Origin of the sequence: Streptomyces sp. YIM 121038 (genome assembly GCF_006088715.1) — a bacterium.
Taxonomy (GTDB): domain Bacteria; phylum Actinomycetota; class Actinomycetes; order Streptomycetales; family Streptomycetaceae; genus Streptomyces.
In genome coordinates, this window is the sequence record NZ_CP030771.1 from 5799242 (window position 1) to 5812783 (window position 13542).

General features: G+C 72.8%; 15 protein-coding genes. 11 read left to right on the forward strand and 4 right to left on the reverse strand.

What is annotated here, in order from left to right; all coding sequences use genetic code 11:
• Window positions 1-299 precede the first annotated feature (299 nt).
• From alr to C9F11_RS48795, 4 genes are all read left to right on the forward strand, one after another.
• On the forward strand, window positions 300-1457 hold the full coding sequence (gene alr, locus C9F11_RS24920) for an alanine racemase (RefSeq protein ID WP_138961334.1): 1158 nt from the start codon (window positions 300-302) through the stop codon (window positions 1455-1457).
• A gap of 13 nt (window positions 1458-1470) precedes the next feature.
• Window positions 1471-2670, forward strand: a complete 1200-nt coding sequence (locus C9F11_RS24925) for an alpha/beta hydrolase (RefSeq protein WP_138961335.1) — start codon at window positions 1471-1473, stop codon at window positions 2668-2670.
• An 18-nt stretch (window positions 2671-2688) separates the two neighbouring features.
• Window positions 2689-3204, forward strand: a complete 516-nt coding sequence (gene tsaE, locus C9F11_RS24930; protein ID WP_138961336.1) for a tRNA (adenosine(37)-N6)-threonylcarbamoyltransferase complex ATPase subunit type 1 TsaE — start codon at window positions 2689-2691, stop codon at window positions 3202-3204.
• A gap of 292 nt (window positions 3205-3496) precedes the next feature.
• Window positions 3497-3676 carry a hypothetical protein gene (locus C9F11_RS48795; protein WP_138961337.1) on the forward strand — a complete coding sequence of 60 codons (180 nt, stop codon included), beginning with the start codon at window positions 3497-3499 and terminating at the stop codon, window positions 3674-3676.
• A gap of 45 nt (window positions 3677-3721) precedes the next feature.
• On the opposite strand, the gene C9F11_RS24940 is transcribed toward C9F11_RS48795, so the two are convergent.
• Window positions 3722-4270 (reverse strand): hypothetical protein, encoded by a 549-nt coding sequence (locus tag C9F11_RS24940; protein ID WP_138961338.1) that lies wholly within the window; start codon window positions 4268-4270, stop codon window positions 3722-3724.
• 102 nt (window positions 4271-4372) lie between these two features.
• Here C9F11_RS24940 and tsaB point away from each other — a divergent pair, with 102 nt between their 5' ends.
• Genes tsaB through C9F11_RS24960 form a run of 4 tightly spaced genes read left to right on the forward strand, consistent with a single transcriptional unit; the run spans window position 4373 to window position 6975 of the window.
• Entirely contained in the window at window positions 4373-5029 is a 657-nt protein-coding gene (gene tsaB, locus C9F11_RS24945) for a tRNA (adenosine(37)-N6)-threonylcarbamoyltransferase complex dimerization subunit type 1 TsaB (RefSeq protein ID WP_138961339.1), read from the forward strand.
• A gap of 35 nt (window positions 5030-5064) precedes the next feature.
• Window positions 5065-5616: a ribosomal protein S18-alanine N-acetyltransferase gene (rimI, locus tag C9F11_RS24950; protein WP_138966959.1), complete on the forward strand. Its 552-nt coding sequence runs from the start codon at window positions 5065-5067 to the stop codon at window positions 5614-5616.
• A complete protein-coding gene (gene tsaD, locus C9F11_RS24955) occupies window positions 5609-6724 on the forward strand; it encodes a tRNA (adenosine(37)-N6)-threonylcarbamoyltransferase complex transferase subunit TsaD (protein WP_138961340.1) in 1116 nt (371 codons plus the stop codon). Before rimI ends, tsaD begins: the two co-directional genes overlap by 8 nt.
• Window positions 6721-6975, forward strand: coding sequence for a hypothetical protein (locus C9F11_RS24960; protein WP_138961341.1), 255 nt, complete (start codon window positions 6721-6723; stop codon window positions 6973-6975). Before tsaD ends, C9F11_RS24960 begins: the two co-directional genes overlap by 4 nt.
• Window positions 6976-6992: 17 nt before the next feature.
• On the opposite strand, the gene C9F11_RS24965 is transcribed toward C9F11_RS24960, so the two are convergent.
• Entirely contained in the window at window positions 6993-8198 is a 1206-nt protein-coding gene (locus C9F11_RS24965) for a class I SAM-dependent methyltransferase (protein WP_249401876.1), read from the reverse strand.
• 126 nt (window positions 8199-8324) lie between these two features.
• Between C9F11_RS24965 and C9F11_RS24970 the strand changes: the two genes are divergently transcribed.
• The 3 genes from C9F11_RS24970 (at window position 8325) to groL (ending at window position 11793) form a co-directional block, all read left to right on the forward strand.
• Entirely contained in the window at window positions 8325-9230 is a 906-nt protein-coding gene (locus tag C9F11_RS24970; protein ID WP_249401877.1) for a polysaccharide deacetylase family protein, read from the forward strand.
• 495 nt (window positions 9231-9725) lie between these two features.
• A complete protein-coding gene (groES, locus tag C9F11_RS24975; RefSeq protein ID WP_004955293.1) occupies window positions 9726-10034 on the forward strand; it encodes a co-chaperone GroES in 309 nt (102 codons plus the stop codon).
• A 130-nt stretch (window positions 10035-10164) separates the two neighbouring features.
• On the forward strand, window positions 10165-11793 hold the full coding sequence (gene groL / locus C9F11_RS24980) for a chaperonin GroEL (RefSeq protein WP_138961344.1): 1629 nt from the start codon (window positions 10165-10167) through the stop codon (window positions 11791-11793).
• Window positions 11794-11996: 203 nt separating this feature from the next.
• On the opposite strand, the gene C9F11_RS24985 is transcribed toward groL, so the two are convergent.
• Together C9F11_RS24985 and C9F11_RS24990 are read right to left on the reverse strand one after the other, a co-directional pair.
• A complete protein-coding gene (locus tag C9F11_RS24985) occupies window positions 11997-12770 on the reverse strand; it encodes an SDR family oxidoreductase (protein ID WP_138961345.1) in 774 nt (257 codons plus the stop codon).
• An 80-nt stretch (window positions 12771-12850) separates the two neighbouring features.
• Window positions 12851-13519, reverse strand: coding sequence for an MOSC domain-containing protein (locus C9F11_RS24990; protein ID WP_138961346.1), 669 nt, complete (start codon window positions 13517-13519; stop codon window positions 12851-12853).
• Between the last annotated feature and the right edge of the window lie 23 nt (window positions 13520-13542).

The following is a 13542-nucleotide window of genomic DNA, read 5'->3' on the forward strand; positions in this document are numbered from 1 at the left end:
CGTCCGTTCTCTGGGGTGTGCCGGCCGGCCGTGGTGGGGCGGGGCCGCCCCGGTATGTCCGTCCTCGCCGTCATCTGCGCGGGGCGGCCATCCCGCCCGACGCGGTGTACTCGGGGTGCTCCGGGCGGACATACCGGTGCGTCCCCTCTTGTTTCGTCGGCGGCTTTCCGCCGGTGGACCGGGAGCTCCCTCCCTGCGTGCGCCCTCTTGTTTCGTCGGCGGCTTTCCGTGCGTGGTGGCTTGCGCGGTGACGTCCCGTGCCGTCGTCCTTCTCCGCCGCTCTGAGAGACTGTTCGACGATGACTGATACTGCACTGCCGCGTGTGCGCGCTGAGATCGACCTCGCTGCCCTTCGGGCCAACGTGCGGGCGCTGCGTGCGCACGCGCCCGGGGCCGCGTTCATGGCCGTCGTGAAGGCGGACGGGTACGGGCACGGCATGGTGCCGTGTGCCAAGGCCGCGTTGGACGCGGGGGCCGACTGGGTCGGGACCGCCACGCCGGAGGAGGCGCTCGCGCTGCGGGCCGCGGGTGTCGGTGGGCGCTTGATGTGCTGGCTGTGGACGCCGGGGTCGCCCTGGCGGGAGGCCGTCGAGGCGGACATCGACGTGTCGGTGAGCCGGGTGCAGGCCCTGGCCGAGGTCGCCGCCGCCGCGCGGGCCGCCGGGCGCACGGCCCGGGTGCAGCTCAAGGCCGACACCGGTCTCGGGCGCAACGGGTGCATGCCCGACGACTGGCCGGAGCTCGTGGGCGAGGCCCTGCGCGCGGAGGCCGACGGCCTGGTGAAGGTCACGGGCCTGTGGTCGCACTTCGCCTGCGCCGACGAGCCGGGGCATCCGTCGATCGCGCCGCAGCTGGGCACGTTCCGCTCGATGGTCGGGTACGCCGAGGAGGCGGGCCTCCGCCCCGAGGTGCGGCACATAGCCAACTCCCCGGCCACGCTCACCCTGCCCGAGACGCACTTCGACCTGGTGCGGCCGGGCATCGCGATGTACGGGGTCTCGCCCAGCCCCGAGATCGGGACGCCCGAGGACTTCGGGCTGCGTCCGGTGATGACGGTCGCCGCGGCCCTGGCCCATGTGAAGCGCGCCCCGGCGGGACACGGGGTGAGCTACGGACACCTCTACACCACGGCGGGCGAGACGACCCTGGGCCTGGTGCCCGCGGGCTACGGGGACGGCATCCCGCGGCACGCCTCCGGCACGGGCCCGGTGCTCGTCGGCGGCAAGTGGCGGACCGTCGCCGGACGCATCGCCATGGACCAGTTCGTGGTGGACCTCGGCGGTGACGAGCCCGAGGTCGGCGCGGAGGCCGTGCTCTTCGGGCCAGGCGATCGCGGGGAGCCCACCGCCGAGGACTGGGCGCGGGCCGCGGGCACCATCGCGTACGAGATCGTGACGCGCATCGGCGCGCGCGTCCCGCGCGTCTATGTGAACGAGCGGCCGGGCACCGGCGACTGAAGAGGAGCGGCACGTGGGCGAGGGCAGCACGGGGGCGGCCGCCGAGGTGGTCGGGGCGGTGGCGGGACGGCCGGGCGGCGCGGTGACGACGTGGCGGCGGGCCGGGGTCGCGGGCGCCGCCATAGGAGTCATCGCGGCGGGCGCCGCGGCCGGGGTCGCCATCGAGCGGCTCACGGTCGGGCGCGGCATGCGCAAGAAGGCCCGTCTCGCCCTCGACGCCTCGGGGCCGTACGGCTCCCTGCGCGGCACCCCCGGCAAGGCGTACGCCGACGACGGCACGGAGCTCGCCTTCGAAGTCGACGAGGTGGGCGCGGAGGGCTCCCAGGCCGCTCGGCGGCGCCGGCTGTTCGGGCGGCGGGCGCCCGCCCCCGTCACCGTCGTGTTCAGCCACGGCTACTGCCTCAGCCAGGACTCCTGGCACTTCCAGCGCGCCGCCCTGCGGGGCGTCGTCCGGGCCGTGTACTGGGACCAGCGCAGCCACGGGCGCTCGGGGCGCGGCGCGGCCCGCCTTCGCGACCGCGAGCCGGTCACCATCGACCGGCTCGGCCGGGACCTGAAGGCCGTCATCGACGCGGCCGCGCCCGAGGGGCCGCTGGTCCTCGTCGGGCACTCCATGGGCGGCATGACGACGATGGCCCTCGCCGACCAGTTCCCGGAGCTGATCCGGGAGCGGGTGGTGGGCGTCGCGCTGGTCGGTACGTCCGCCGGGGGGCTCGGGGAAGTCAACTTCGGGCTGCCGGTCGCGGGGGTGAACGCCGTGCGGCGCGTCCTGCCCGGCGTCCTGCGGGCGCTCGGCTCGCAGGCCGAGCTGGTGGAGCGCGGGCGGCGGGCCACGTCCGACCTGTTCGCGGGCATCATCAAGCGGTACTCGTTCTCGTCGAAGGACGTCGACCCGGCGGTCGCCCGGTTCGCGGAGCGCATGATCGAGTCCACGCCGATCGACGTGGTCGCGGAGTTCTACCCGGCGTTCACCGAGCACGACAAGGCCGACGCCCTCAAGCACTTCGCCGAGCTGCCCGTGCTCGTGCTCGCCGGGGACAAGGACCTGGTCACGCCGAGCGAGCACAGCGAGGTGATCGCCGACCTGCTGCCGGACGCGGAGCTCGTCCTGGTGCCGGACGCCGGTCACCTGGTCATGCTGGAGCACCCGGAGGTGGTCACCGACCGCCTGGCGGACCTGCTGGCACGGACGGGCGCGGTCGGCACCGGCTGACCGGTTACCGTGGGGCCCATGGAAGCACCGCACAGCCCGGCCGTCCCCGCCGCCACCCTGAAGATCGCCGTCAACTCACCGGAGCAGATGGGTGAGTTGGGCCGCCGCCTGGCCAAGATCCTGCGTCCGGGCGATCTCGTCATGCTCACCGGCGAGCTCGGCGCGGGCAAGACGACGCTGACGCGCGGCCTCGGCGAGGGCCTCGGCGTGCGCGGTGCCGTCACCTCGCCGACGTTCGTCATCGCCCGCGTCCACCCGCCCCTCGGCGACGGTCCCGCCCTGGTGCACGTGGACGCGTACCGCCTGGGCGGCGGGCTCGACGAGATGGAGGACCTGGACCTGGACGTGTCGCTTCCGGACTCCGTGGTCGTCGTCGAGTGGGGCGACGGCAAGGTCGAGGAGCTGTCGGACGACCGGCTGCACCTGGTCATCCACCGGGCCGTGGGAGACACCACGGACGAGGGACGCGAGATCACGGTGCACGGGATCGGGGCGCGCTGGCAGGACGCCGACCTGAGCGTCCTGGCCGTCTGAAATTCCTTCGCCGGGTCGGCTGAGGTTCCTTCGCCGGGTCAGCTGAGGTCGTCTCTCCTGGCCGTCCGAGGTCGTCTCTCCGCGCCGTCCGGGGTCGTTCTCCGGCTGCTCGACCCGTTCGGCCGTCCCGCCGGTTCGTCCTCGCCGCCCGGTCGGGGACTGCTGCCGTCCACATTTTCCGACAAGGCGTCGGTAAGATGTTGCGTGGCGGGTGCCGGGCGTGTTCACATGGATACCGGTACTGGTTAGGTCTACCTAACCACGTCTGCTCCCGAAGCCCCAGGAGGCGTCCATGCCGGCTTCAGAACGAGACGTACAGCCCCGGCCGCAGGGGCTGACGGCGCAGCCGTCCAGTTGCTCGATGCGTGAGCTGCTCGCGTCGTGCGCCGCCGCGAGCGCCGTCTCCACGCCTCCGGCCGCACCTGTGCCCCAGGAAGCCCCCGTGGACGAACCGCGGCGCGACGCCGCGTGACGCGATCAGGCGCCGCGTAACGGGGTCAGGCGCCGCGTAACGGGGTCACTTGACGACGACGACCGGCGTTTCGATGATCGCGAAGTCCCACATCGCGTTGCCGTCCTCGCGGGAGGAGCGGATGCCGCCGGTCTTCTTCGCCGGGTCCGGCTTCTCCGTGGAGCCGTTGAGCGCCGCGCTGAACCCGACCGTTATGCCGTCGACCGTCGTGAAGCGCACGACGTGCTCGATCTGCCTGCCGTCCGAGCCGGTGACCTGGCCCTGGCGCGAGGTGACCTCGTAGGTGCCGGGCTCGGGGTCGACGGTGCTCGGCGTGACCTTGTACGTGCGCTTCGCCTTGCCGGAGTCGCCGACCAGCCAGACCCGGTCGCCCTCCAGCGAGTACACGACCCGTTTGCCGGTGCCCGAGCGGTCCGGAAGGGCCAGCGAGCCGCCCTTGCCCTTGGGGGACTTCGTGGGGGTCGTGGGGGACTTGTCCGGCCGCGCGTTCAGGTCGTCCGGCGCGCTCGCGGAGGCCTGGTAGGCGAGGAATCCGACCACGGCGAGGGCGGCGGCGGTGAGCCCGGCCACGAATCCCGAGCTGGTCCTGGACACTGAGCCACCTTCCCTACGTACGGCTATGGAGTGACGGTAGCAGCAGGCGCACCCCTGGCCGGTGCGGCCGTGCGCGGGGCCTCGGAGCCGTAGGCTGTTCGCGTGCTCTTGCTCGCTCTGGATACCGCAACCCCCGCCGTCACCGTCGCGCTGCACGACGGCACGTCCGTCGTCGCCGAGTCGAGTCAGGTCGACGCGCGCCGCCACGGCGAGCTGCTGCTGCCCGCCGTCGACCGCGTCCTCGCCGACGCGGGCGTGAGACTCGACGCGGTCACCGCCGTCGTCACCGGGGTGGGCCCCGGGCCGTACACCGGTCTGCGGGTGGGTCTGATGACGGCCGACACCTTCGGCCTCGCGCTCGGCGTGCCCGTGTACGGGGTGTGCACGCTCGACGGTCTGGCGTACGCCTCCGGGATCGAGGACGGCCCCTTCGTCGTGGCCACGGACGCGCGCCGCAAGGAGGTCTACTGGGCCCGGTACGAGGACCCGCGCACGCGCGTCGCGGGGCCCGCCGTGGACCGGCCCGCCGACATCGCCGAGCAGGTCGCCGGGCTTCCGGCCGTCGGCGCGGGCGCCACGCTCTACCCGGAGACCTTCCCCGACGCCCGCGGGCCCGAGCACGTGGCGGCCGCGGCCCTCGCCGGGCTCGCGGCCGAGAAGCTGGCCGCGGGGGAGGAGCTCCTGGAGCCCCGCCCGCTGTACCTGCGCCGCCCGGACGCGCAGGTGCCCAAGAACTACAAGGTGGTCACCCCCCAGTGACCACCGTGACGACCCAAGCCGCCGTGCTGCGCGAGATGCGCTGGTGGGACATCGATCCCGTCCTCGCCCTGGAGAAGGAGCTCTTCCCGGAGGACGCCTGGTCGCGCGGCATGTTCTGGTCCGAGCTCGCGCACGCGCGCGGGCCGGGCTCGACGCGCCGCTATCTGGTGGCGTACGACGGCGCGCGCCTGGTCGGCTACGGCGGGCTCGCGGTGGCGGGCACCGACTCCGACGGCGGCGACGCGCTGGCCGCCGACGTGCAGACCATCGCCGTCGCCCGGGACCAGTGGGGCACCGGGCTCGGCGCGCGGCTGCTCACCGAGCTCCTGCGGCACGCGACCGCCTTCGAGGCCACCGAGGTGATGCTCGAGGTGCGCGTGGACAACACCCGGGCGCAGAAGCTGTACGAGCGCTTCGGGTTCGAGCCGATCGGCTTCCGCCGCGGCTACTACCAGCCGGGGAACGTGGACGCGCTGGTGATGCGCCTCTCGGACCCCTCAGCCCTGCCGCAGGCCCCGCACCCCTCCCCGAACGGCCGGGCCGACGGCCCCGTGAACGGCGTACAAGGAACCGAGATCCATGGCTGACCTCCGCGACGAGCCCCTCGTCCTCGGCATCGAGACCTCCTGCGACGAGACCGGCGTCGGCATCGTGCGCGGCACCACGCTGCTCGCCGACGCCGTCGCCTCCAGCGTCGACGAGCACGCGCGCTTCGGCGGCGTCGTGCCCGAGGTCGCCTCGCGCGCGCACCTGGAGGCGATGGTCCCGACGATCCAGCGCGCCCTGAAGGACGCGGGCGTCGCCGCCTCCGACCTCGACGGGATCGCCGTCACCGCGGGGCCCGGCCTCGCGGGCGCGCTGCTCGTCGGCGTCTCGGCCGCGAAGGCGTACGCGTACGCGCTCGGCAAGCCGCTGTACGGCGTCAACCACCTGGCCTCGCACATCTGCGTGGACCAGCTGGAGCACGGTGCGCTGCCCGAGCCGACGATGGCGCTCCTCGTGTCCGGCGGGCACTCCTCGCTGCTGCTCTCCACGGACATCACCGCCGACGTCCGGCCCCTCGGCGCCACCATCGACGACGCCGCGGGGGAGGCCTTCGACAAGATCGCGCGGGTGCTGAACCTGGGCTTCCCCGGCGGCCCCGTCATCGACCGCTACGCGCGCGAGGGCGACCCCGAGGCGATCGCCTTCCCGCGCGGTCTGACCGGTCCGCGCGACCCCGCGTACGACTTCTCCTTCTCCGGCCTGAAGACGGCCGTGGCGCGCTGGATCGAGGCGAAGCGGGCCGCGGGCGAGGACGTGCCGGTGCGGGACGTGTCCGCGTCCTTCCAGGAGGCGGTCGTCGACGTGCTCACCCGCAAGGCCGTCAGGGCCTGCAAGGACGAGGGCGTCGACCACCTCATGATCGGCGGCGGCGTGGCGGCCAACACCCGGCTGCGGGCGCTCGCCCAGGAGCGGTGCGAGCGCGCGGGCATCCGCCTGCGGGTGCCGCGGCCCAAGCTGTGCACGGACAACGGCGCGATGGTCGCCGCGCTCGGCGCGGAGATGGTGGCACGCAACCGGCGGCCGTCCGACCTCGGGCTCTCGGCGGACTCCTCCCTGCCGGTGACCGAGCCGCACGTGCCGGGCGCGCACGCCCACACCCACGATCACGACCACGTGCACGAGGTCAGCAAGGACAACCTCTACTCATGAGCGTCGCGCTGATGTGGGAGGCCCGCGCCGCCGAGGGGCGCGGGCCCGAGCTGCTCGCCTGGGCGCGCGCCCAGGGCCTGGCGGCCGCGCCGGTGCGCCGTGAGACCTTCCGCGCGCCCCAGGACCGCGTCCTCGTCATCACCTGGTGGGACGCCGCGTACGACGCCGAGCTGCCGGAGCTGCCCGCGCCGCCCGCGGACCTGGTGTCCCGCCCGCCGCACCGCTGGCGCTTCGAGCCCGTCGACTCCTGACGGGCCCCCGGGCGGGGTCAGGGGGCCGGGTGCCCCACGAGCATGGTGGGCGCGCCCGCGACCCGGGTGAGGAAGACCGTGGCGGAGCCGGGGCCCCGGGGCTTCACCTTGCGGCGGAGCTCCTCCGGCTCCACGGCCGAGCCCCGCTTCTTGACCGTGAGCACACCGACCTCACGCTCCCGCAGCAGCGCTTTGAGCTTCTTCACGTTGAACGGCAGCTGGTCCGTGATCTCGTACGCGCTGGCGTACGGCGTCGTACGGGCCACGTCGGAGGTGACGTAGGCGATCGTCTCGTCGACGAGCCCGCCCTCGACCCGCGCGGCGACCTCCGCGACGAGATGGGCGCGGATGACGGCGCCGTCCGGCTCGTACAGATAGCGGCCGACGGGGCGCACATCGGGGTCCGGGAGCATGACCGCGCGCCCCGCGCACAAAGTGGCGCGTGAAGGCAGAAGGGTCGCCCGGTGCGAGCCGGGCGCGTCCGTGCCGAACCACAGCACCGCTTCCTTCACGTCCCCGCCGTCCGAGATCCACTCGGCCTCCGCCTCCTCGGGCACCGCCTCGTGCGGGATGCCGGGGGCGATCTTCAGGGCCGCGCGCGGGGCCTTCCGCGCGGCCGCCACCGCCCAGGACAGCGGGGGCGAGTACGCCTCCGGGTCGAAGATCCGCCCGCGCCCGCCGCGCCGCGCGGGGTCCACGAAGACCGCGTCGTACCCGGCCGTGTCCACCTCCGTGACATCCGCCTCACGGACCTCGATGAGGTCCTCCAGCCCGAGGGCGGCGGCGTTCGCGCGGGCGACCGCGCAGGTCAGCGGATCGTGGTCGACCGCGAGGACCTCGATTCCGGCGCGTGCGAGCGCGATCGCGTCGCCGCCGATGCCGCCGCACAGATCGGCGATCCGCCGCACGCCGAGCTCCTTGAACCGCTCCGCCCGGTACGTCGCGACGGACGTGCGCGTGGACTGCTCGACGCCGTTCGGCGTGAAGAACATCCGCGCGGCGTCCCCGGCGCCGAACTTCGCCACCGCCCGCTGTCGCAGCCGCGCCTGGGCGAGCGCCGCCGAGACCAGGTCGGCGGGGTGGTCGCGGCGCAGCCGGGTCGCGACCGCGAGCTCCGCGGCCGGTTCGACCTCCCGTACGGCGTCGAGGAGGGCGGTGCCCTCGGCGGTGAGGAGCGCGGCGAAGGCCGTCGTGGCGGGCTGCGGATCGTGCGGAGCGTTCACCGGCCCATTGTGGGCCAGTCGGTGGAAGGTGCGCGTCCGGCGGCGGTGTCGAGCCCTCGGCAGGGCTCTGAACTGCGAGGATCCGGCGCCATGCGACTAGTACGACAAAATGGAGAATGGGTACGAATGGTGAGGGGGCGGGCGCTGCTCGCCCTTGCCGCGCTCGGCGTCGGCGCGGTCGCCTCCGGCTGCGCGTCGGACCCGGACGCCGGTGCGGGGCGCGAGCACGGGGCGCCCGCCGCCCACGGCCAGCAGCCGCGCCTCGCCCCGCCCGCCCAGGCCCTGCGCGAGTACGCCCAGCGGCTGCGCGCCAGCCAGGCCGCGCGGGCCGCCGCCGCGAAGCGCTGGGGACTCGCCGAGGTCCCGCTCACGGCGCCCGCCGCGCCCGCCGTCAAGACGCGTCCCGCCACGCGCAAGGGCTTCGAGGTGCGGGGGCAGGCGGAGCTGCCGCCGGTGTTCACCACGGTGCCGACCAAGGACAAGGTCGTCTTCCTGACCGTCGACGACGGCGCCGAGAAGGATCCGGCCTTCCTGCGGATGATGAGCGACCTGAAGATCCCGTACACCGCGTTCCTCAGCGACTACCTCGTCAAGGAGGACTACGGCTACTTCAAGCGGATGCGGGACCACGGCGTCACGCTGAACAACCACACCCTCAACCACCGCTATCTGCCCGGTCTCTCGTACGAGGCCCAGCGGCACGAGATCTGCGGCATGCAGGACGTCATCGAGCGGCGGTACGGCAAGCGCCCCGAGCTCTTCCGGCCGCCGTACGGCAACTACAACCGCGACACCCTGCGCGCCGCCAGGTCCTGCGGCGTCAAGGCGGTGCCGCTGTGGGCGTCCGAGGGCTTCGCCGACCACATGGAGTGGCGCGAATGGGACAAGGACCTGCACCCCGGCGACATCATCCTCACGCACTTCCGGGGCCGCGAGGACTGGAAGGGCACGATGCCCGACATGGTCCGCACGGTCCTGAAGACGGTCACCGACAGGGGGTACGCGGTGGCCCGCCTGGAGGACTACCTGTGAGGCGCGCCGCCACCGCGGTGCTCCTCCTGGCCCCCCTCCTGCTGACGGGCTGCGCCCAGTCGGTGGACCCGATCGAGAGGCTGGGGAGGAAGGCGGCCGAGAAGATGTCTCCTGGCTGTGCCGAGCGACCGTTGGCCGGACCCCGGGCGGAGAGGCCCCCCTCCGGGCGGAGCCCCAGCGCCCCCGCGCCCCGCGCGGAACCCACCCCGCACGCGAAACGTTGCCCGAAGGAGCACCCGCCCACGGCCTCGCCCGGAGCCCCCCGCTAGCCCCTCGCCCACCCCTCGCGGAGGGGGAAACCTGCCAAGCCGGCGGCAGTCAATTGGCACTCCGCTTGACCGAGTGCTAATCGCCGTCCTAGTCTCGGGCCTGGCACTCCCACCTGGAGAGTGCCAGAAGCGACGGGCAGGTCCGGCACCCGCGACGACGGATCGACCTGGTCGCCACCTCTAGATCAGTTAACCCCGCGAGATCTCCGAAGGGGGAGGTCGGATCGTGACGACCGCCAGCTCCAAGGTTGCCATCAAGCCGCTCGAGGACCGCATTGTGGTCCAGCCGCTCGACGCCGAGCAGACCACGGCCTCTGGCCTGGTTATTCCGGACACCGCGAAGGAGAAGCCCCAGGAGGGCGCCGTCCTCGCCGTGGGCCCGGGCCGCTTCGAGAACGGCGAGCGCCTGCCGCTCGACGTGAAGGTCGGCGACGTCGTGCTCTACAGCAAGTACGGCGGCACCGAGGTGAAGTACAACGGCGACGAGTACCTGGTGCTCTCCGCCCGCGACGTGCTCGCGATCATCGAGAAGTGATCGAGCGCTAGTCACCTGCTTCACCCAGCAGATTTGTTTCGCGCTGCGCCCCTGGTCACCCCGCTGATTGCCGGGCGGCGAGGGGCGCAGTTCGTTCACCCGAGTTTTCCGAGAGGGCTGAATCGCTCCCATGGCGAAGATCCTGAAGTTCGACGAGGACGCCCGTCGCGCCCTTGAGCGCGGCGTCAACAAGCTTGCCGACACGGTCAAGGTGACGATCGGCCCCCGCGGCCGCAACGTCGTCATCGACAAGAAGTTCGGCGCCCCGACCATCACCAACGACGGCGTCACCATCGCCCGTGAGGTCGAGGTCGAGGACCCGTACGAGAACCTCGGCGCCCAGCTGGTGAAGGAGGTGGCGACCAAGACCAACGACATCGCTGGTGACGGCACCACCACCGCCACCGTGCTCGCCCAGGCCCTGGTCAAGGAAGGCCTGCGCAACGTTGCCGCGGGTGCCTCCCCGGCCGCCCTGAAGAAGGGCATCGACGCCGCCGTCAAGGCCGTCTCCGACGAGCTGCTCGCCACCGCGCGGCCGATCGACGACAAGTCCGACATCGCCGCCGTGGCCGGGCTCTCCGCCCAGGACCAGCAGGTCGGCGAGCTCATCGCCGAGGCGATGGACAAGGTCGGCAAGGACGGTGTCATCACCGTCGAGGAGTCCAACACCTTCGGTCTCGAGCTGGACTTCACCGAGGGCATGGCCTTCGACAAGGGCTACCTGTCGCCGTACTTCGTGACGGACCAGGAGCGCATGGAGGCCGTCCTCGAGGACCCGTACATCCTCATCCACCAGGGCAAGATCGCCTCCATCCAGGACCTGCTGCCGCTCCTGGAGAAGGTCATCCAGGCCGGCTCCTCGAAGCCGCTCCTGATCATCGCCGAGGACGTCGAGGGCGAGGCCCTCTCGACCCTCGTCGTGAACAAGATCCGCGGCACCTTCAACGCCGTCGCGGTGAAGGCCCCCGGCTTCGGCGACCGCCGCAAGGCGATGCTCGGCGACATGGCCACCCTCACCGGCGGCACCGTCATCGCCGAAGAGGTCGGCCTCAAGCTCGACCAGGTCGGTCTCGACGTGCTCGGCACCGCCCGCCGCGTGACGATCACCAAGGACGACACCACCATCGTCGACGGCGGCGGCAACGCCGGTGACGTCGAGGGCCGCGTCGCCCAGATCAAGGCCGAGATCGAGACCACCGACTCCGACTGGGACCGCGAGAAGCTGCAGGAGCGCCTCGCGAAGCTCGCCGGCGGCGTGTGCGTGATCAAGGTCGGCGCCGCCACCGAGGTGGAGCTGAAGGAGAAGAAGCACCGTCTGGAGGACGCCATCTCCGCGACCCGCGCCGCGGTCGAGGAGGGCATCGTCTCCGGTGGTGGCTCCGCGCTCGTCCACGCCGCCAAGGTGCTCGAGGGCGGCCTCGGCAAGGAGGGCGACGAGGCCACCGGTGTCGCCGTCGTCCGTGGCGCCGTCGTCGAGCCGCTGCGCTGGATCGCCGAGAACGCCGGCCTCGAGGGCTACGTCATCACCACCAAGGTGGCGGAGCTGGAGAAGGGCCAGGGCTTCAACGCCGCGACCGGCGAGTACGTCGACCTGGTCAAGGCCGGCGTCATCGACCCCGTGAAGGTCACGCGCTCCGCCCTGGAGAACGCGGCCTCCATCGCCTCCCTGCTGCTCACGACCGAGACCCTGGTCGTCGAGAAGCCGGCCGAGGAAGAGGCCGACGCCGGTCACGGCCACGGCCACGGTCACTCCCACTGAGCATGACCTGAGCCGAGCGGTCGGCCAGAACCGACGAAGGCCCGGTATCCCGTCGCGGGATACCGGGCCTTCGCGCTGTCCGCCCCGCCCTGCGGCTCCGCGTCCGCCGGGGTGCGCGGTCCCGTCGGCCGCGGGGGGCCGGTCGCGCCCACGCGGCGGAGCCGCACATGGATACAGCCCCGCGCCCCTTTCGGGGGCGCCTTCTAGCGCGGCTCGTACTTGCGGCCGGTCCTCGACGTCACCCCGCCGAGCAGGGCGCGCGGCGTCACCTTCACCACGCCCATCATCGCCTTGTAGCGGGGGTCGGGCACGGAGAGGGACTTGCCGCGGGCCAGGTCGGTGAGGGCGGTGGAGACCAGTTTGTCCGCGTCCAGCCAGAGCCACTTGGGGATGTTGTCCGTGCCCATGCCCGCCCGCTCGTGGAACTCGGTGCGGACGAAGCCGGGGCACAGGGCCATCAGCCGCACCCCGGACCCGGCGAGGTCCCGCGCCGCGCCCTGGGTGAACTGCGCGATCCACGCCTTCGACGCCCCGTAGGTGCCGCGCGGCACGAAGGCGGCCACCGACGCCACGTTCACGACGCCCCCGCGCCCCCGCTCCCGCATGGTCCCGACCGCCGCCGACGTCAGCCGGAGCACCGCCTCGCAGTGCACCTTCAGCATCGTCAGCTCGTCGGCCATGGGGACTTCCAGATAGCGGCCCTTGTTGGCGAAGCCCGCGTTGTTGACGAGCAGGTCGACCGGGTCGCGCCGGTTCGCGAGCCGCTGTTCGACGGCCGCGATCCCGTCGTCCGTGGAGAGGTCCGCGGTCAGTACCTCCACCTCGTTCCCGTGCCGGTCGTGCAACTCGGTCGCCTGCTCCCGCAGCCGCTTCGTGTCACGTGCCACCAGGACGAGGTTGTGGCCGTCGGTGGCCAGGCGCCGTGCGAAGGCGGCACCGATGCCCGAGGTCGCACCCGTGATGAGAGCCGTAGTCATGGACCAAGGCTAGTGAGGCCACGGGCGTCCCCGCGCCACGTGCTCCGCGCACCAGGCCGGCGCGGGCGCCCCGGCGCGCGTCAACCGCCGTGCTTCTCCACGTACTTGAGGGCCTTCTCCGTCGCCTCGGGGTGCAGCGCGTCCCCGGCCGCGAGCAGCCTCGGCAGCAGCGAGCGCTCCGAGGTCACCGCCCTGAACTGCAGCGCGACGGTGACGTCGTGGTCGGGGCGGTGCGCGATCTCGACCGTGTCGCCCGCCTGGATCGCGCCCGGTTCGAGCACCCGCAGATACGCGCCGGGCAGCAACGCCTCGGTGAACCGCCGCACCCAGGCCTGCTCACCCATGTGGCCCTGGAACGTACGGCAGGGGATGCGGGACGAGGTGACCTCCAGGAGCAGGTCCTCGCCGACGCGCCAACGCTCCCCGATCAGCGCGCCGTTCACGTCGACGCCGGTCGTGGTGAGGTTCTCGCCGAACCCGCCGTTGGGGAGCTCGCGGCCGAGCCGGCGCCCCCAGGCGTCGAGGTCCTCGCGCGCGAAGGCGTACACCGCCTGGTCGTTCCCGCCGTGGTGGCGCAGTTCGCCGATCGAGTCGCCCGCGAGTCCGCTGCCGCCGGTGCCCTTGGGGCCGGGCGCCGTCACCCGAACGGGCTCGTCCACGGGCTGTTTGTCGATCCCGGTGAGGTTGCTGGGGGCGCTGGTGTACGGGACGGACTTCAGACGGCCCACATTCACGGAGAGAAGCTTCATGCGGTCAGGCTAAGGGAACGTGC

Bases quoted from the DNA above. Each gene is read 5' to 3' on its own strand.
- alr (WP_138961334.1), top strand. From the start codon at position 300: ATGACTGATACTGCACTGCCGCGTGTGCGCGCTGAGATCGACCTCGCT.
- tsaE (WP_138961336.1), top strand. From the start codon at position 2,689: ATGGAAGCACCGCACAGCCCGGCCGTCCCCGCCGCCACCCTGAAGATC.
- C9F11_RS48795 (WP_138961337.1), top strand. From the start codon at position 3,497: ATGCCGGCTTCAGAACGAGACGTACAGCCCCGGCCGCAGGGGCTGACG.
- rimI (WP_138966959.1), top strand. From the start codon at position 5,065: ATGCGCTGGTGGGACATCGATCCCGTCCTCGCCCTGGAGAAGGAGCTC.
- tsaD (WP_138961340.1), top strand. From the start codon at position 5,609: ATGGCTGACCTCCGCGACGAGCCCCTCGTCCTCGGCATCGAGACCTCC.
- C9F11_RS24960 (WP_138961341.1), top strand. From the start codon at position 6,721: ATGAGCGTCGCGCTGATGTGGGAGGCCCGCGCCGCCGAGGGGCGCGGG.
- C9F11_RS24970 (WP_249401877.1), top strand. From the start codon at position 8,325: ATGGTGAGGGGGCGGGCGCTGCTCGCCCTTGCCGCGCTCGGCGTCGGC.
- groL (WP_138961344.1), top strand. From the start codon at position 10,165: ATGGCGAAGATCCTGAAGTTCGACGAGGACGCCCGTCGCGCCCTTGAG.
- C9F11_RS24985 (WP_138961345.1), bottom strand. From the start codon at position 12,770: ATGACTACGGCTCTCATCACGGGTGCGACCTCGGGCATCGGTGCCGCC.
- C9F11_RS24990 (WP_138961346.1), bottom strand. From the start codon at position 13,519: ATGAAGCTTCTCTCCGTGAATGTGGGCCGTCTGAAGTCCGTCCCGTAC.